Source organism: Bacteroides cellulosilyticus DSM 14838 (assembly GCF_000158035.1).
In the GTDB taxonomy this organism is placed as follows: Bacteria; Bacteroidota; Bacteroidia; order Bacteroidales; family Bacteroidaceae; genus Bacteroides; species Bacteroides cellulosilyticus.
In genome coordinates, this window is the sequence record NZ_EQ973492.1 from 262,186 (window position 1) to 278,246 (window position 16,061).

The 16,061-nt window shown below is 44.7% G+C and carries 19 protein-coding genes and 1 pseudogene; 10 read left to right on the forward strand and 10 right to left on the reverse strand.

Going from position 1 to position 16,061, the window contains the following annotated elements; translation table 11 throughout:
• The first annotated feature begins 97 nt into the window (after window positions 1–97).
• The 3 genes from BACCELL_RS26965 to BACCELL_RS19080 all read left to right on the forward strand — a co-directional run bounded on the left by BACCELL_RS26965 (window position 98) and on the right by BACCELL_RS19080 (window position 1,496).
• Window positions 98–271, forward strand: coding sequence for a hypothetical protein (locus BACCELL_RS26965; RefSeq protein WP_007213649.1), 174 nt, complete (start codon window positions 98–100; stop codon window positions 269–271).
• A gap of 110 nt (window positions 272–381) precedes the next feature.
• On the forward strand, window positions 382–585 hold the full coding sequence (locus BACCELL_RS19075; RefSeq protein WP_007213650.1) for a hypothetical protein: 204 nt from the start codon (window positions 382–384) through the stop codon (window positions 583–585).
• Window positions 586–611: 26 nt separating this feature from the next.
• Window positions 612–1,496 carry a D-isomer specific 2-hydroxyacid dehydrogenase family protein gene (locus BACCELL_RS19080; protein ID WP_007213651.1) on the forward strand — a complete coding sequence of 295 codons (885 nt, stop codon included), beginning with the start codon at window positions 612–614 and terminating at the stop codon, window positions 1,494–1,496.
• A gap of 5 nt (window positions 1,497–1,501) precedes the next feature.
• Here the strand turns inward: BACCELL_RS19080 and BACCELL_RS19085 are convergent, their stop codons facing one another.
• Complete coding sequence (locus BACCELL_RS19085; protein WP_007213652.1) at window positions 1,502–2,293, reverse strand: aspartate dehydrogenase domain-containing protein; 792 nt, start codon at window positions 2,291–2,293, stop codon at window positions 1,502–1,504.
• A gap of 117 nt (window positions 2,294–2,410) precedes the next feature.
• On the opposite strand from BACCELL_RS19085, the gene bamJ reads away from it, so the two are divergent.
• Together bamJ and BACCELL_RS19095 are read left to right on the forward strand one after the other, a co-directional pair.
• The gene (gene bamJ / locus BACCELL_RS19090) at window positions 2,411–2,812 is read left to right on the forward strand and encodes a BamJ family beta-barrel-assembly machinery protein (protein ID WP_007217913.1); all 402 of its coding nucleotides are present in this window, start codon (window positions 2,411–2,413) and stop codon (window positions 2,810–2,812) included.
• Window positions 2,813–2,825: 13 nt separating this feature from the next.
• The gene (locus tag BACCELL_RS19095) at window positions 2,826–3,398 is read left to right on the forward strand and encodes a flavodoxin family protein (protein WP_007213654.1); all 573 of its coding nucleotides are present in this window, start codon (window positions 2,826–2,828) and stop codon (window positions 3,396–3,398) included.
• 27 nt (window positions 3,399–3,425) lie between these two features.
• On the opposite strand, the gene BACCELL_RS19100 is transcribed toward BACCELL_RS19095, so the two are convergent.
• Both BACCELL_RS19100 and BACCELL_RS19105 read right to left on the reverse strand, forming a co-directional pair.
• Window positions 3,426–4,553 (reverse strand): glycerate kinase family protein, encoded by a 1,128-nt coding sequence (locus tag BACCELL_RS19100; protein WP_007213655.1) that lies wholly within the window; start codon window positions 4,551–4,553, stop codon window positions 3,426–3,428.
• A gap of 4 nt (window positions 4,554–4,557) precedes the next feature.
• Window positions 4,558–5,175, reverse strand: a complete 618-nt coding sequence (locus BACCELL_RS19105) for a hypothetical protein (protein WP_007213656.1) — start codon at window positions 5,173–5,175, stop codon at window positions 4,558–4,560.
• A 212-nt stretch (window positions 5,176–5,387) separates the two neighbouring features.
• Here BACCELL_RS19105 and BACCELL_RS19110 point away from each other — a divergent pair, with 212 nt between their 5' ends.
• Window positions 5,388–5,990, forward strand: coding sequence for an IMPACT family protein (locus BACCELL_RS19110; RefSeq protein ID WP_007213657.1), 603 nt, complete (start codon window positions 5,388–5,390; stop codon window positions 5,988–5,990).
• A gap of 30 nt (window positions 5,991–6,020) precedes the next feature.
• Here BACCELL_RS19110 and BACCELL_RS19115 read toward each other — a convergent pair whose 3' ends face one another.
• On the reverse strand, window positions 6,021–6,230 hold the full coding sequence (locus BACCELL_RS19115; RefSeq protein WP_007213658.1) for a CDGSH iron-sulfur domain-containing protein: 210 nt from the start codon (window positions 6,228–6,230) through the stop codon (window positions 6,021–6,023).
• A gap of 208 nt (window positions 6,231–6,438) precedes the next feature.
• On the opposite strand from BACCELL_RS19115, the gene BACCELL_RS19120 reads away from it, so the two are divergent.
• Window positions 6,439–7,566, forward strand: coding sequence for an HpaII family restriction endonuclease (locus BACCELL_RS19120; RefSeq protein WP_007213659.1), 1,128 nt, complete (start codon window positions 6,439–6,441; stop codon window positions 7,564–7,566).
• A 5-nt stretch (window positions 7,567–7,571) separates the two neighbouring features.
• Complete coding sequence (locus tag BACCELL_RS19125) at window positions 7,572–8,132, forward strand: nitroreductase family protein (RefSeq protein ID WP_007213660.1); 561 nt, start codon at window positions 7,572–7,574, stop codon at window positions 8,130–8,132.
• A 369-nt stretch (window positions 8,133–8,501) separates the two neighbouring features.
• On the opposite strand, the gene BACCELL_RS19130 is transcribed toward BACCELL_RS19125, so the two are convergent.
• From BACCELL_RS19130 to BACCELL_RS19145, 4 genes are all read right to left on the reverse strand, one after another.
• The gene (locus BACCELL_RS19130; RefSeq protein ID WP_007213662.1) at window positions 8,502–10,832 is read right to left on the reverse strand and encodes a TonB-dependent receptor; all 2,331 of its coding nucleotides are present in this window, start codon (window positions 10,830–10,832) and stop codon (window positions 8,502–8,504) included.
• A 231-nt stretch (window positions 10,833–11,063) separates the two neighbouring features.
• Entirely contained in the window at window positions 11,064–11,432 is a 369-nt protein-coding gene (locus tag BACCELL_RS19135; RefSeq protein WP_007213663.1) for a GntR family transcriptional regulator, read from the reverse strand.
• A gap of 3 nt (window positions 11,433–11,435) precedes the next feature.
• Window positions 11,436–12,200, reverse strand: coding sequence for a hypothetical protein (locus tag BACCELL_RS19140; protein ID WP_007213664.1), 765 nt, complete (start codon window positions 12,198–12,200; stop codon window positions 11,436–11,438).
• A 16-nt stretch (window positions 12,201–12,216) separates the two neighbouring features.
• Complete coding sequence (locus tag BACCELL_RS19145; RefSeq protein WP_007213665.1) at window positions 12,217–13,044, reverse strand: ATP-binding cassette domain-containing protein; 828 nt, start codon at window positions 13,042–13,044, stop codon at window positions 12,217–12,219.
• A 320-nt stretch (window positions 13,045–13,364) separates the two neighbouring features.
• Between BACCELL_RS19145 and BACCELL_RS19150 the strand changes: the two genes are divergently transcribed.
• On the forward strand, window positions 13,365–13,739 hold the full coding sequence (locus BACCELL_RS19150) for a hypothetical protein (RefSeq protein WP_007213667.1): 375 nt from the start codon (window positions 13,365–13,367) through the stop codon (window positions 13,737–13,739).
• Window positions 13,740–13,741: 2 nt separating this feature from the next.
• On the forward strand, window positions 13,742–14,164 hold the full coding sequence (locus BACCELL_RS19155; RefSeq protein WP_007213668.1) for a DUF6575 domain-containing protein: 423 nt from the start codon (window positions 13,742–13,744) through the stop codon (window positions 14,162–14,164).
• Between the two features lie 41 nt (window positions 14,165–14,205).
• Here the strand turns inward: BACCELL_RS19155 and trhA are convergent, their stop codons facing one another.
• Together trhA and BACCELL_RS19165 are read right to left on the reverse strand one after the other, a co-directional pair.
• Window positions 14,206–14,865 carry a PAQR family membrane homeostasis protein TrhA gene (gene trhA / locus BACCELL_RS19160; protein WP_007213669.1) on the reverse strand — a complete coding sequence of 220 codons (660 nt, stop codon included), beginning with the start codon at window positions 14,863–14,865 and terminating at the stop codon, window positions 14,206–14,208.
• Window positions 14,866–15,156: 291 nt separating this feature from the next.
• Window positions 15,157–16,061: pseudogene (locus tag BACCELL_RS19165) on the reverse strand (hypothetical protein); the annotation flags it as partial.

Genomic DNA, 16,061 nt, shown 5'->3' on the forward strand with positions numbered 1-16,061 from the left:
AATGTCCCTGTCAACTCTCTTTTTTTGCAGCAAAGTAGAACTTTAAGGAGCATCTGTTTGTTAGTATATCAGTAAATAACCTAAACCAGATAACGATATGGATAAAAAAGATGAAAAGGCTCTTGAAGAGAAGAGCAAGATACAAAAAGATGCTGAAGGAACATTACCTGGACGACAATTGGGCTTATATTCCAAAGTCGATAAGAAAGAAGTGCGCAATATGGTTTCGGAGATAAATCCGGATAAGAATAGTTTGGGCAGCAGAGGATAGTTTCGGCATAACTTTTTCATGCAAGTATGAAAGTTCTGCGCTCAATTTGCATTATCTTTGCAAAACATTAGCCTTTCAGCTATATTGTAATGTATAAAAATTGTAGAACAATGAAGACGAAAAAACGTAGGGATGCCCTGTCGGCATTCAAGGAAGCGAACCGCTTGATAGAGATGGAACGCAATGGTGGACGTTGGATTGCAAAAGATCGTCCGCATAAGAACAAGAAAAAGTATTGTCGTAAAGATAGTAAGAAAGAGTTGTCACGTATGATCGATGGCAGCTCTTTTGTTTTATATCACTCTTTTTGCTAACTTCGTCCTCTCTAAAATAAAAAACTATGTTTCGTAAACTTGTAGCAATAGAACCCGTAAGTCTGATTCCGTCAGCAGAAAAAGCACTGCATTCGTATGCAGAAAAGGTAGTGATGTTCCCTGATGTTCCGGCAGGGGATGATGAAATAGTAGCCCGTATCGGAGATGCCGATGCTGTGCTATTGAGTTATACTTCACAAATAAACAGGAGTGTGCTCGAGAAGTGTCCAAATATAAGATATATCGGTATGTGCTGTTCGCTGTATTCGCCGGAGAGTGCCAATGTAGACATTCGTTATGCGAACGAACGGGGGATTACTGTAACCGGTATCCGGGATTATGGGGATGAAGGTGTGGTGGAATATGTAGTCAGCGAATTGGTGCGTTGCCTGCATGGATTTGGTCAGGAATCCTGGGAAGAAATGCCCCGGGAGATCACAGGGCTGAAAGTAGGTGTCATAGGATTGGGTAAATCCGGTGGCATGATTGCCGATGCATTGAAATTCTTTGGGGCGGATATCGCTTATTTTGCCCGTAGTGAAAAAGAGGATGCGGCTGCCAAAGGATATCGTTTCTTACCCTTGGGAGAACTTCTTTCTCAGAGTGAAGTCGTTTTCTGTTGTCTCAATAAGAATACAGTCCTGTTGCATGAGGCTGAGTTCGAACAACTCGGAAATAAAAAGATATTGTTCAATACCGGGCTGTCTCCGGCGTGGGACGAACCCGCGTTCGTTAAGTGGCTGAAAGGTGATAACCTTTGTTTTTGTGATACACTGGGAGCTTTGGGTGGAGCGCATCTTTTAAGCCATCCGCATGTCCGCTGTATGCAGGTGTCTACAGGCCGTACCCGTCAGGCGTTTGACCGCCTGAGCGAGAAAGTACTGGCCAATATAGAAGCATATAACCGATAATGTAATCAGAAGAATACAATCGGTGATGTTATGTTAATCAGGGTGTTCACAACAGACCACCCTGCAATTTCAGCGGTGGCGCTGTACACATCAATTACGGCATGCACCTGATCGTTCTTTATTTCCACTCTTTGAGTGTCTCCCACGAATCCGGGAGTGGATTGCATGGACATTTCCATATTCTCCGGGCCGATGGAGGCCAGTGAAGCAGCAACGGCTACATTGACTTTTGTTGGGAACATGGCTATGGCTTCAGTAGCATTTCCTGAGAAGACAACACGTTGCTCCGTTTGCAATGTCTCATCATATACAGCTGTTCCCTTCAAGGCATCAGGACCTTTTTCATTAAAGAATTTAGCTTTTGCATTTCCCATTAAAGAAGCTGTCCGCAGAACATCGAAACCGCCCGTAGCACCGGAAACGATGTATACACGCGTACCGTTCGCTTTGGCAGTCTCCATCACTTCCTGATAGAATGCAGTGTCTGCCAGAGCACCGATAGACAAGGTGACGATGGAAGTACCGTTCTTTAGGGCGGGCAATGCAAACTCTTTCATGGCAGCAGGAGAGGCTGCTTCTACCAGATAATCCGGTTTCAGTGCCAGTAAATCTTCCGGGGTTGTACATGCTACGCAGGATTTCCCGTGTTGCTGCATTTTACTAACTATACGTTCAGCTTTTTCTGCTGTGCGTGAGTAAACTCCAACTAAATCATATTCCGGCAATAAGCCATTAACAACTGCATCCGAAACTATTCCGGCCAGTCGTCCACATCCGACAATAACTAATTTTTTCATGGAGCAAAGATACCGCTTATTCATATAATCTCCAAAAACGCACGATGAGCTTATTCCATATTTGGGTGGATAGCATAAATGTTGTACTTTTGTGGGAAAGAAGAATCATTTATAACTTTGGGACGAAAAGAAGAATATAAATTGCAGAATGAGCGGTACCTGGAGGCTTTGCGTGCAGAGAATGATATCCGGGAACTGCCTTGCGGAATTCTATATCGGGTATTGGAAGAAGGGAATGGCGGCAATACTCCCCGTTTGAATAGTATCGTAACTGTGCATTATAAAGGCACTTTGATAAATGGCCGCGAGTTCGATAACTCCTGGAAACGGAATTACCCTGAGGCTTTTCGTCTGAATGAAGTCATTGAAGGCTGGCAGATAGCCCTGCAACGAATGCATGTAGGAGATCATTGGATTGTTTATATTCCTTATGCAATGGGATATGGTACACGTAGCAGTGGCCCTATTCCTGCTTTCTCTACTTTGGTGTTTGACGTCCAGTTATTGGGAATTGCGTAAATACGGACTAATTATGAAAATACTGATTATCAACGGAAGTCCCCGCAAGCAAGGACATATCTTGAAAATGCTGCAATTGATGGAAACGGAAGCCCGGGCGAATGGGGACGAAGTTACCGTGATTAGAGTGGCTGACCTGCAAATCAGTCCCTGCATCGGCTGTATGAGTTGCCGTGAGAAACTGAAATGTTGTTTGCCCGAGGATGATGCACAACGTGTGCTGAAGCAGATAGAAGAAGCACAAGCACTGATAATCGGCGCTCCCTGTTATTGGGGAAACTTGCCGGGACAACTGAAAGTGATGTTCGACCGCATCGTTTACGGAATGATGGGAGAGACCTCACGAGGTATTCCTATCGGCCTGCATAAAGGTAAAAAGGCAGTTATCGTAAGCACTTGCACTACTCCATATCCTTTCAATATATTCTTTAATCAGACAAGGGGAGTAGTAAAAGCGCTGAAAGAAATCCTGAAATGGAGCGGCTTTAAAGTTGTTTCAGCCATCGAGAAAGGCGGAACGAAACAACATCCCGGACTGACGGAAAGGGAAATGAAACGTTGTCGCAGAGTGATACATAAACTCTGATACGGAGACACACTTGCATCTAATCATTTATTTCTTGCAAATAGACTCGACTGTTTGCTGTATGTTTTTGCGTGCAACTTCCAGTCTCATGGCTTCTTCTAACGATATGAATGGAGGGTTAACAGAGAAGACCCCTTCAAACCCGGCTTGTTGTAATTCATCTGAATCTTCTATGTTGCCGGCTAACAGGATTACCGGAATATTTTGTTTCCGGGCTTCAGCAAGTATGCCGGAAGGAACTTTTCCCATCAATGTTTGCCGGTCAGCTTTTCCTTCTCCGGTAATGATCAGGTCAGCGCTTTTTATTTTATTACTGAAGTCAAGAGCTTCCAGCATCAGTTGTATGCCGGGTTTCAGTTCCGCATTCAGGAAAGCCAGCAGACTACCACCCATACCTCCGGCGGCACCGGCTCCGGGGTGATGGGAAATATCTTTTCCCGTCGTATGACGGATGACTTCTGCAAAGTTTTGCAGTCCTGCATCCAATGCCTCCACCATTTCCCGGTCTGCTCCTTTCTGAGGTGCAAAGACATAAGCCGCTCCTTCGGGACCATAGAATAGATTTTGTACATCGCAGGCAACAGTAAATCGGCAACTGTTTAAAGCCGGATGGACAAAAGTATTGTCTATATGCGCTACTTTTATTAATACTTCTCCACGGCCTGTCCCTACTTCTTTACCCTTCTTGTCTGAAAAACGAAAGCCTAATGCCTGAAGCATTCCTAACCCCGCATCATTGGTTGCACTGCCACCAATGCCAATGATAAAGTTGCGGCAACCACGTTCCAGAGCATCACGAATGATTTCTCCCGTGCCGTAAGTGGTAGTCAGCATCGGGTTTCTTCTTTCCGGTGGAACTAAAGGCAATCCGCTGATGCTTGCCATTTCTATGAAAGCTGTTTCCCCATTTTCGGAAATGCCGTAATAAGTATTGCGCCACCTCATCAATGGATCGTGGGCGGAGATCGGAACTTCTTGACCGCTGGTTGCCATAATCAGCACATCCAGCATTCCTTCGCCCCCATCGGCTATGGGCAGGCAGATAACTTCACATTCCGGGTATACGGAACGAATACCCTCGGCAGCTGCTTTTCCAGCTTCTGCCGAGGGTAAACATCCTTTAAAGGAGTCAATAGCTATGACTACTTTCTTCATATATTTAGATTTCCTCTATATCTTCTATATCTTCCAGTTTGGCTTCGGCTTTTGCTTCTGTCTTTGTCAATTTCTTGGTGTTGTTGGCAATGACGGCCAATGCGCGATACAACTCGGCAAGCAGGCGTGCGAACACCACAATCAGGAAGCCGTATATAGGCATCAGGAAGAACATACCGGAAGGTATCGGCAGTATGTATCTGATTTCATTGGCAGCAAAGATTGCAATAACCACCGAACACAGTGTACCGATGACACCGATATAAAGTCCCAGCCATTCACCCATCGTCTGCGTCAGGTGCGATACAACAGGAATGGCAATGAATTCATTTTCTTCCTGAATAGCTTCTTTCAGCTTGTTTTTCCGGTTCATCCAGAGCAGATAGCTTCCCCATGCTCCTGCGCAAAGGATAATGAACAGCAGAATGAAAGCAAGGATTAATTTCCCTTCGGCATATTTGAAGAAGTCCATCTCGATGACCTTTGCCAGTATAAAAATAGGAAACAGCAAGTTCAATACGGCAAAGATGACATAGAGCCAGCGGAAGGGTTCGCGGAAGAAACGACCATTGTCGATGTAACCCAGCAGAGGGTCGAGAAAGGTAAACAGCTTGTTGTTCATAGTAATAAATGTTACTTATGGGAGGACCTTGCATGCTAAGATTATCAGTATGAGGCCCTGATACATACTCATAATCAGACTTTTTTCTATGGAATGCGCTGTACTTTTGACAAACTTACGAAAAAACTTCTAAAGTCTGCCTGTTTCGTCTGAAAAAGAGAGAGGATTAGAAACTATTTTCTCATAACAATAAGAATACTTATCTTTGCAGCATGAGTGAAGATACCTACAAAACCATAAACGCCCCTTCCGAAGGGATTTACACTGAGAAGCGCAGCAAGTTCATTGCTATCGCTTTGCCCGTGCGTACTGTCGATGAGGTAAAATCGCATCTGGAAGTTTATCAGAAGAAATATTATGATGCCCGCCACGTCTGCTACGCCTATATGCTGGGGCCCGAACGTAAAGATTTCCGCGCCAATGATAACGGAGAGCCTTCCGGTACGGCAGGAAAGCCGATCCTGGGACAGATAAACTCCAATGAACTGACGGATATACTGATAATCGTTGTCCGCTATTTCGGTGGCATAAAGTTGGGAACAAGCGGACTGATTGTTGCTTATAAAGCTGCCGCTGCTGAGGCGATAGCTGTTGCCGAAGTGATAGAGAAAACGGTGGACGAAGCAGTGACCTTCTTGTTTGAATATCCCTTTATGAATGATGTAATGCGTATCGTAAAGGAAGAAGAACCGGAAATTCTGGAACAGTCGTATGATATGGATTGCCGTATGACACTTCGCATCCGGAAGTCGATGATGCCGAAGTTGAGGGCGCGTCTGGAAAAAGTAGAGACATTACGCTTCGAGGAAGTGTAATGTCTCCGGCTTTCTGGTGATCCAGTACATTTATTTCAAAGATAAATCATTATAGTGGATTTTCCGGTGTGTACCATCGCAAAAGGGTTGTTTATAGGACTTACCGCACCGGCATAAGGCAATTCTGCCTGTTCGTATTTCCGCTTTTCCTTCTCTGTCTATCAGTTTAAAATTGCCTTCCACAATGAAAGGCCCATTCGGTGTAGCTGTGATGGCTACTATATTCTTTTCATTTTCCATGCTATAGGGAGTTAAATGTTTGATGTTTTAAGTAGAACGTTTCTACATGGAAATAGTTTGTCCATTCACTTTCTTTTGGGGGGATTTCCTTATCTTTAGATAAAATAAGCTGCACTTCAGCATAACTTTTTCATGCCAGCATGAAAGTTCTACCTTCGATTTGCATTATCTTTGCACACTTGTTAATTAGGAAAAAAAACAATTTATTATGGCATTCGAAGCTACAAAACGTGAGTTGGGCGAACTCTACACATTCTTTCGCCTCCTGGCAGACGGAAAGGTTTCACTGGGTACACCGCAAGTCCGGAAGGATGAAACGAAGTGTTGGCCTGTTGCGCTGATACAGAGGGAGGAACATGACGGTACGCGTCGTTATTATATAGAGCAGGGCAATGTCCGCATTGTCAGTGGTGTGATAGAGAAGGAGGGGGCATTTGTTGCAGCCGATAAGGAGGAACAAGTCATCCCCCGTGAAGATTTTGGCGGAGCGGCCGAGTTTATCCTTGAGTTACTGAAGACTACCAGTGGCACTGATGCCATTGAAGTTCCCGAAGGACTGGAGGCATTTCTGGATGCGGTCAATATCTACGACTTGGAAGCGAAGACGGAAGACCGTACGGATTTCTCAGTAGCTTTCTGGCATCCCGAGGCTCCGCTGACGGGATTCAATGTCCGTTGTCGGCTCAGTTCAATGAATCCGTTGCTTGATGGCGGACGTACGGCAAATCTGAAACTGGAACAGTCGGGTGTTAAATTTGCCACGCCTACGGTGAATAAGGTGAATGCTTTGCCGGAGTCTCCTACGGAGGTGGCTGAGCGTATGCTGATGATTGAACGTCTGGGCGGAGTACTGAAATATTCCGATGTAGCCGACCGTGTATTCCGTTGTAATTTGCTGATGATTGATTTGCATTTTCCTCGTATGCTGGCTGAAATGGTGCGTATGATGCATCTCGACGGCATAGCCCGTATCAGTGAACTGACGGAACGCATCAAAGAGATAAATCCCTTGAAGATAAAAGATGAGCTGATAAACAAGCATGGTTTCTACGAGTTTAAGATGAAGCAGTTCTTGTTGGCACTTGCCTTTGGCATGCGTCCGGCAAAGATTTATAACGGTACGGACTCTGCCGTAGAAGGTATTCTGCTGGTGGATGCAGAAGGAGAAGTGCTTTGCTATCATAAGTCGGAGCACCGGACATTTGCCGATTTCCTCTTCCTGAATACCCGTTTGGAGAAAGGCTCGGTAGACAAGGACAAGTACGGCTTTCTGGAAAAAGAGAACGGCGTGTATTATTTCAGACTGAATGTAAAGATTGGATTGACAAAAAAATAAAGAGTATGAATGAAGTTTTAAAAGCCATCAAGTCGCGTCGCAGTGTACGCGCTTATACGGAACAACAGATTTCACAAGAAGATCTGAATGCTATTTTGGAAGCGGCAACCTATGCGCCCAGTGGTATGAACTATCAGACGTGGCATTTCACAGCCATTCAGAATGCCGCGGTGTTGGAAGAACTGAATGAGAAGATCAAAGGCGCTTTTGCCAAGAGTGAAGAGCCCCGTTTGCAGGAGCGTGGACACAGCCAGACCTATTGCTGTTATTATCATGCGCCTACGCTTGTCATCGTATCCAATGAACCGACGCAGTGGTGGGCAGCTATGGATTGTGCCTGTGCCATGCAGAATATCTTCCTTGCTGCAAAATCTCTCGGAATAGGTTCCTGCTGGATCAATCAATTGGGGCAGACTTATGATGATCCTGAGGTACGTGCTTTCCTGACGAAGCTGGGTATTCCCGAAAATCATCGTGTGTACGGTTGCGCTGCTTTAGGTTATGCGGCAGCTGCCCCGGTTAAGGAAAGGCAGCTTGCAGAAGGCACTGTGACTATTATTAAGTAATACCGGACCTGCTTTTCAGGAGCTATCAACCTGATAAAATTCATCTCCATGTTCCCAGATTTGTTTCATGGCTTGGAACTCTCAGTTTCATGCCGTGAAACCAGTAGTTTCATTGCTTGAAACTGACAGTTTCACACCGAGAAACTGCTGGTTTCATCCTTTGAAACTGGAAATGAAGAATAAGGATGAAAAAGGGATCATGCGGAAGAAAGATTTTTCTTCCCGTTTATAAATAGAAAAAGTCCGCAGGGGAGGCGGCAGTCAGGTAATTAATGAATTATACATGAAGCAATTTGTATAATCCGCCACCTCGCCCTTTGGACTTCCTCTTTTCACAAAGAGGGCTGAAATGAAATTATATCCGGATCTTTATCTCTGCATGTCAATGATGCCACTGTCCGTATCACTATTGTTCAATCCCTTGTTTCCGGCTTTGTGCTTGCGGCCGAACTCGAACGTATAGCCTATGCGGAGTATGAACATTTGCCCCGTCTCCTTCACAAAAGTTTCCGAACGGAAGGGAGCCACCTCACTGATGCGTTCTTTTCCCACCTTATAATTATTGGTGAAAGGAAACAGAACACCAATCCCTGCCTGAAAGTTCTGCTTGGCGTACATTGCCATAAATGCCGTCTGATTTTCATTCTTCTTGATGGTCTCACCGAAGAAGTTGTTCTGCACCTTCCTGAATTGCCCGAGCAAAGAGAAGCCTTTGTATTGCAGTTGCGCCATCACACTGTAGTAAAATTCATCGTACGTGTGGCTGTATTCTAAACCTTCCGACCAACTGCGGGTGTATCCTCCCGAAGCATAAAGAGTCAGGAAATCTTTCAGTCCGAACAGTGTTGCCCCGTTTGTGCCGATCATCAGTTCCGCATTCAGGCTTTGAAACGAGCGTTGGTTTTCATCTTTCAGTATCAGTTTTCCATCCTCGACGAAGATACTTTCCATGATGGGACTGTCGTAATACTGATGGCGCAGGTTCAGATTGGCATTGAACTGTTTCTTAGAATAACTGTAGGACAAGGAATTTGTGAACTGCTGGTATGTTTTCAGCAATGGGTTACCACGAACAATCTGTATGGTATCAATAGCCTGTTCCACATCCGTCAGCGAACCGAGTGAAGGTATGGCGGGACTAATATTGAACCGATAGCGCAGGAAACCCGCTTTCTTCAAATTATAACTCAATCGTACGGTAGGCGTGAAAGTATAGTAAGCATGGTCTTCGTCACTTTCCTTGAACCAGGCGCGCGTCATGCCTACGCTGCCTGCATAACTGAACTCCTTTACCTTGCCCTGCACCTCAAAGAAAGCGGAGGTCTGTGCCTGATCCATCTTCGAAGTTGTGGGGTTGGAGCCTTTGTACTCATTTTCCGTCCTCATCTGATAGTGGCGGGCACCGCCGCTTAGTTTTACATCCTTGAAACTCTTTTCATAAATGGCCTCACCGATGATGGAGCGTTTGTCACCGTCTACCAGTGTCTGAATGTCTGCCAGTGGCGTATTTTCGTTTTTGTACTCCTTATATTTCCGGTTGTTTTTGGTATGGATGAGCGTTCCCGTCACATTCATCTGAATGCTCTGCTGATGGGGCAGGGTATGCTGGAAGTAAAGGTCGAGTGCCGGAGAATAGCTGGACGAATGGTTGTTGACGTACGAATAAATAGATTCCGTATCGCCTGCCGCCCACATTTTGTTCAGTTCATTCTGATAGGGAGCGTTGTTGAGGTTATTGCGAAAGATGGCGTTGAATACATACTTGTCCGCTTTTGTCAGATTGTAAGTCAGATTCAGGTTGTTGATGAAACTGAGTGCGGGAGATTCATCTTCGATACCTTCCTTGATGCGGTCGATGGTACGGTCGCCCAGATAGAACGTTTCGTGAGATTCGAGGCGGCTGTGGTATTTGCCATTCTTGTTGAAGTAGTCGATGCCCCATTCGGAGTTCTTGTAGTTGAACTTCGCACTCAGGAAATTCTCTCCCCACAGGGTATGGGGCGAGTCGGAAAGCTGGAAGTTCACCACACCCCCCGTTTCGCGGCGACGCAGGATAATATTGACTACGGCACCCAGTTCGTCGTCACCGTATTGCTTGCCCGGGTCTTCGATGAACTCCACGCGTAGCACGTCTTTGGCTCTGACGGCGGCTATTTCCTTGTCCGTCACTTTGATGCCGTTGATACGGGTTTGTACGGCTCCGCCACCGCTGATGCTCATGCTATTGGTGAATTTGTCCACTTGCAGACGGGCGATGCCGAGGTTATTCAGCAGATCGTAGGCACCGAACGAGCGTTTTAGCTGGCTCTCGGTGGGCAGGATAATCTGACGGTCCACGCGTTGAAGTACGTTGCTGGCGGATACGGTCACTTCACCCAGGCTTACGGCATCTTCCTGCAACTGTACATCGCCCAGGTCGAGGTTGTTGTTCAGTTTCAGTAGGATGACTTCACTTTGATAGCCGATAAAAGTAATGGCCAGGCGGTAATTACCCGCCTTGATTTTATTGAGGGCAAACTTACCCTGCGTGTCCGAAGTCACTCCGGTCACCAGAGTGGAGTCCGTGGTCCATAGCGATACATTGGCGGCTATGATGGCTTCTTGAGAAGTATCCGTAACACGTCCTTTGATTGTAAGGTGCTGTGCCTGCGTACTGAGTACGGAAAGGACAGTCAGTAGTAAAAATAGTTTTGTTTTCATATTCGTTCCTGTTAGTAGATTACTGTTTGATTAGAGATGTAGAAGGCACTCCTCCCTGTCAGGGAAGATTCTATAATTTGTATTTCAGATGTTTATACTTTCGGCGTCGAGGCTGTAAAAGTTAAGACTGTACAGCGGAATTCAGTTCGTACATCAGAGTAAAAACTTTGACTATGATGAGCACGAAGAGGAGTCCGAAGGTAATCCATAATGCTGTCTTTGCGTATCTCTTCATGAACTGCTGTTTTTAAGTTTATTATATCGTTCTATCACTTCATCTATGCTGATGCCGAGCAGTTCCATATTGAGGAATACATCGGCCAGTTGGTTGTCGAAGAATTCTTTCTTCTGTGTCTTCATCACTTTCTTCACCGCATCCTTTGCCAGATAGAAGCCCATACCCCGTTCCGGATAAATAATGTCTTCCGCCTGTAGGTATTCGTAGGCTTTCATTACGGTGCGCGAATTCACGGCAAGCTGTGTAGAAAGCTCCCTGACCGAGACTACCCGCTCTTCCGCCCGCCATTCCCGGGTGAGTATCTTGCTGAAACAGAAGTCTACGATCTGTTGGTATATTGGTTTGTTGGTTTTAAACTCCATAGCTTACAGTTGTTTTTCTTTGAGCAGGAAGTAGACTGATACCCATGTTCCGATGATAAACAGCGGGGGAGTGGCATAGTTGCAGAAAGCGATGATGGCTTCTCCCGTACTGCTCATCGGAAAGTTATATATCGGATAGGATATGTTTGCTATCCAATATCCGTGGCTGTTGTCGGCCGGTTCCCATAAACTTATAGAAAGTATGATTCCGAAAAAGGCAATAAGGCAGGAGCATAAGACAACAAAAGAATTTATTAGTTTTTGTTGTTTAAAGGCTATGCAACCGATAAAAAAGGTACCTTGTAACAGGCTATATGTCAGGATCTGATCTTTTTGGATTATATAAAGTTCCATGTGATTACCGAAGTGTGACAGATAGCCGGTACCTGATAGGGTAAGTACCCCTTTCATTCCTAATATCAGTATTATACAAAATATTGGGAGTATGAGTATATATTTCATCCATAAGTGAAGGAACTTCTCAAAAGCAGAAGCGGGCAGCAACAAATAAAGGGTAGAATTGTGCTTGGTCATACTTGGCTCTAATAGGCAAGGAGCAATGCAGATATACCACAAGATATATCTACAAAAGTAATTGGCTTGTGTATGTTCGGTATAATAACTCATTCCTTTATTAATATCATACATCATACAGAGAATACAAATCCCCAGAACGACACCTGCACTCCATAACAAGTGTTTTCCGGTTTCTTGCTTCTTGTATTTCTCCAATAGGAAGAAACGTTTCAGATTAAAAGTTGTATTCATAATTTCTTCTTATGATTTATTCGTTCCATATCATTTTAATTTTCTCCGGTACTTGCAGCACTGCCTTATACAGTAGTTCAATGTCCGGTGTATTCTCTTCTCCCTCTTCATTAGGCAGGATGGAGAAGTAGCCATGCAGGTCTTGTTCGCTATAAAGGCTATCTTCGGGTAGATAGGCTGTGCGGACAAAAAGCAGCCGTTCGCTGATTTCATCCAGTGAGCGGTTCAGTAAGATTTCGCCTTCGCTGAGGATGATGAGGTGATCCAGCAAGTTTTCGAAATCGTGTGCCTGATGAGTGGAGATGAACAAGGTGCTTTCATCATCCACGGTGCGACTGATGATACGTTTCAAGGCTTGCCGGGAGGTGATATCCAGGCCGTTGGTAGGTTCGTCGAGCAGGGTGAGGGGAGTGTGCAGGGCTAAGGCATACGCCAGCATCGCTTTCTTCTGTTGTCCGTAGGAGACGGCGGAAAGTTTCTGTTTTCCATCGATGTGCAATTCTTCCAGGTTCTGTTCGAAATCCTTGCGGCTGAAACGGGGATAGAATACGGAATGGCGGGCGGCGAACTGATAGATACTTTCAGTAGGCATTTGCATTTCTTCCGGTAGAAAGAAGTAGCGGTTCAGCAATTCCGGACTTCTTCGGGCGGAGTTACTGTTATCGATGCTGCATTCACCTTTCCAAGGGAAAAGAAGTCCGCAAATGAGATGTATCAGTGTTGTTTTTCCTACACCGTTTTCTCCCAGGAGTCCGTATATCCCACTGCCTACTTTTAGAGATATATCACTGAAAATAGGTTGTTTAGGCTTATAGCCGTAGCTTATATTCTCTATCTTTATCATAACTTTATAGGTGTTGCACTGATGTACAACACTGCAAACGTAAATGATGCTAAGGAGAAAAGCAAGGAAGAGAGACTTTAATTAATATATTTTAGCAGATGGATGTTTATAGGATAAGCCACACCGCCACCATGTGACATGCCGACCCTGCCAGTACGAAGAAGTGAAAATGGAACATGCGTTGAATTCGATTCAGGATAACTTGTTGCATAAATATCTTGTGAAATGGTGATATATTTGGGTTGATAAATATTCTGAGAAATATTTGTTTACTTGTACAGAAGCAGTAACTTTGCGAGAAATACACAGACAAGGAAATAATGGAAGTAGAATGGTTTGAGTTGTTGCCAGAACAATGTCCACCAGAAGATGCTCAACAGTGTGATGGTTATTATTACAGAATAGCAAACGGCAATCCTGCGCAATCGGTAGATTTTTTTTCGCAGAGAAGACTGCAACCGGACAAAGTGTTTAAGGGGCTGGGCGTAGATGAGTGTATAACAAGAGCCGTTTCTTTGTTTTCTGACAGAAAAGAGGCTGAGAAAAGATTGAAGCTTCCAAAGTTCAGGAATGCAAATATTGCCTTGGTTGAATTGAAGCCTAAAGATGGGATGATAAAGAAAACTTTCGGCATTGCACATTATTCTTGGTGGAGAACGAAAGATTTTGATGTTTCACAAGCTAAAGTAATCTGATTATGGAAAATGTATTAAGGATAGAAAAGATATTGGATTTCTGTGATGTACCACAGCTTTTTGTGGCACGTGATGCCTTTGATACTTTGTATCTTTGTTTGCTATATGAAGATGAATTGCTTTGTCGCTATACAGGTATTCGTATTTCTGCCCGGCGTTTGGAAGACTTTTTGAGTGGCGGTATAGATTTACGCTCACTTTTCATTCATCCTGAAAACAAACATGAATATTTTGATGTAGTGTTTCAGATGGGGCAATATCAACACGAGAGGCTCATGGAGAAATCGTTGCCTGAAGATAAATTGCCTGCTGAGGGATATATATTGTCAGGAGATATGCGTGAGAATGTGGTAATTAATCTCCCTGTAAAAGACCGTAGCCTGTTGGCGGAACTTGTGCGTAAATTCGGATGGGCGTGTATGTGATGTGTTGTAAGGGGATTAATGTAATTTCCTGCGTATTTATTTTATAGGATAAGCCATACCGCCACCATGTGACATGCCGATCCTGCCAGTACGAAGAAGTGGAAGACAGAATGCATATATCGCTGTCGGAAAGAGTAGAATACGGCTCCGGTGATGTAGCAGACTCCTTCGGCAATCATCCAGTAGCAAGTTCCTGCGGCAATGGCATATAGAGGTTTGAAGGCAACCAGTACGGACAATCCCATGACAATGAAGCAAATGGTTTCCACATTGCTATGCTCCTCCATCTTGCGGAAACTCACGATAGTGCCGATTATGGCGCATAGCCAGACGAATCCGAACAATCCCCATCCCCAGGCACCTTCATTCCGCAGTGCAATCAGCGTGACGGGTGAATAACTGCCTGCAATGTGCCAGTAAATAGCTGCATGATCCCAATTCCGCAACCGTTTCTTCCAGGGATTATGGTATTTCAGCGCATGGTAGAGGGTAGAGGAGACGTAAGAGCCAAGCATACCGAAGAGATAGAGCCAGATGCCAAATACAGCCCAGAAGTTTCCACTCTGATAGCCTTTCACGAGAAATATCGTACCGACAATAATCCCCATCAGGATACCTGCGGCGTGCGAGAGGGTATTTATTCTCTCTTCGGCTTTTGTGTAGAAAAGTCCGTTTTGTTTCTTTTTTCGGGTGATGCTCATTTATAAAAGTGCGATGGTTATACGTTCCAACCTACGATCTGTGACGCTTCCGCAAAGGTATGCTTTTTGGGCCAGAAAGCAAAGATTTACCATTCTATATTTTAACCATCTCCCCTTTGTAAGGTGTGTTTCTATTTGCTTGTCTTTCAAGATTATTCGTTGTGAGGTAAAGGTACACCGGACGGTACCTTTACCTCATTCAACCTGTGCCGATTCTTATTTTATTGTAATTTAAGAGACAATCGAATCAAAGTTTCGCTTCTTTTCCGGTGGGTTATGAATTATATCGGTTTATTTATTTACATAAACACCTGTACGTCCAAATTCTCCGAGATTTGTGTTGCCTTGTACATTGCTGAGGCATGCACTAGAGAAACAGTCCTTACACAGATTTGTGTAGTTTTTATATATTTCTGTCAATTGCCAGAGCTTTGGAGCCGGTCCTCGGCTCTCGGCTGCGCTACCTATATTGTAAAAACACATGGAGATATCTGGGCGGGTCGCAAATCTGGTTTTAAGTGCGGATGAACTACAGAATATATCTTCGTTCGGAGCCAATACTTCGCAATTTTGAAAGCATGCTTTGAAAGTTGTTACTTGCAGATTGGTGGCGAACAAGAATCTGGGCACGGTTTTCAGCTTTCCATAGCTGAAACAATAAGAGAAATCTGTCGCCTTCGTATTGTAGGTGAATAAATTGTCCGGCAATTTCATCAAAGTTTCGCAATCTCCGAAACAATAAGAGAAATCTGTCGCCTCCGTGTTATGGATAAACAAATCGTCCGGCAATTCCGTCAAAGCTCTGCAAGATACGAAACAGTGGGAGAAATCTGTTGCCTTCTTATTGTTGGCGAATAATTTGTTCGGCAATTCCGTCAAAGAGCTGCAAGCTTCGAAACAGTGGGAGAATTTTGTCGCTGCTTCGTTTCGGCTAAACAGGTCGTCCGCCACTTTGGTCAGTGAGGAGCATCCCGAAAAGCAATTGGAGAAGCTTGTGGCCACCGGGCTGGCGAACAGTCGGGTCGGCACTTCAGTCAGTGTTCGGCATCCCTCGAAGCATCCCTCGAAGCTTGTCACTTTCAGATGCTTGTCGAATAGGCCTTCGGGAATCGTTGTCAGGACCGTGCAATTTTTGAAGCAATTCTTAAAGCTGGTCACATCTAGGTGTTGATCGAATAGTCCTTCGGGAATTGCTT

What these genes read in the sequence shown, in the direction of transcription:
- trhA (WP_007213669.1), bottom strand. Translation starts at nt 14,865, where the DNA reads ATGAGCATCACCCGAAAAAAGAAACAAAACGGACTTTTCTACACAAAA.
- BACCELL_RS19115 (WP_007213658.1), bottom strand. Translation starts at nt 6,230, where the DNA reads ATGGAAAATGAAAAGAATATAGTAGCCATCACAGCTACACCGAATGGG.
- BACCELL_RS19110 (WP_007213657.1), top strand. Translation starts at nt 5,388, where the DNA reads ATGAGTGAAGATACCTACAAAACCATAAACGCCCCTTCCGAAGGGATT.
- BACCELL_RS19145 (WP_007213665.1), bottom strand. Translation starts at nt 13,044, where the DNA reads ATGATAAAGATAGAGAATATAAGCTACGGCTATAAGCCTAAACAACCT.
- BACCELL_RS19085 (WP_007213652.1), bottom strand. Translation starts at nt 2,293, where the DNA reads ATGAAAAAATTAGTTATTGTCGGATGTGGACGACTGGCCGGAATAGTT.
- BACCELL_RS19100 (WP_007213655.1), bottom strand. Translation starts at nt 4,553, where the DNA reads ATGAAGAAAGTAGTCATAGCTATTGACTCCTTTAAAGGATGTTTACCC.
- BACCELL_RS26965 (WP_007213649.1), top strand. Translation starts at nt 98, where the DNA reads ATGGATAAAAAAGATGAAAAGGCTCTTGAAGAGAAGAGCAAGATACAA.
- BACCELL_RS19125 (WP_007213660.1), top strand. Translation starts at nt 7,572, where the DNA reads ATGAATGAAGTTTTAAAAGCCATCAAGTCGCGTCGCAGTGTACGCGCT.
- BACCELL_RS19140 (WP_007213664.1), bottom strand. Translation starts at nt 12,200, where the DNA reads ATGAATACAACTTTTAATCTGAAACGTTTCTTCCTATTGGAGAAATAC.
- BACCELL_RS19075 (WP_007213650.1), top strand. Translation starts at nt 382, where the DNA reads ATGAAGACGAAAAAACGTAGGGATGCCCTGTCGGCATTCAAGGAAGCG.
- BACCELL_RS19135 (WP_007213663.1), bottom strand. Translation starts at nt 11,432, where the DNA reads ATGGAGTTTAAAACCAACAAACCAATATACCAACAGATCGTAGACTTC.
- BACCELL_RS19105 (WP_007213656.1), bottom strand. Translation starts at nt 5,175, where the DNA reads ATGAACAACAAGCTGTTTACCTTTCTCGACCCTCTGCTGGGTTACATC.
- BACCELL_RS19080 (WP_007213651.1), top strand. Translation starts at nt 612, where the DNA reads ATGTTTCGTAAACTTGTAGCAATAGAACCCGTAAGTCTGATTCCGTCA.
- BACCELL_RS19155 (WP_007213668.1), top strand. Translation starts at nt 13,742, where the DNA reads ATGGAAAATGTATTAAGGATAGAAAAGATATTGGATTTCTGTGATGTA.
- BACCELL_RS19130 (WP_007213662.1), bottom strand. Translation starts at nt 10,832, where the DNA reads ATGAAAACAAAACTATTTTTACTACTGACTGTCCTTTCCGTACTCAGT.
- BACCELL_RS19120 (WP_007213659.1), top strand. Translation starts at nt 6,439, where the DNA reads ATGGCATTCGAAGCTACAAAACGTGAGTTGGGCGAACTCTACACATTC.
- BACCELL_RS19150 (WP_007213667.1), top strand. Translation starts at nt 13,365, where the DNA reads ATGGAAGTAGAATGGTTTGAGTTGTTGCCAGAACAATGTCCACCAGAA.
- BACCELL_RS19095 (WP_007213654.1), top strand. Translation starts at nt 2,826, where the DNA reads ATGAAAATACTGATTATCAACGGAAGTCCCCGCAAGCAAGGACATATC.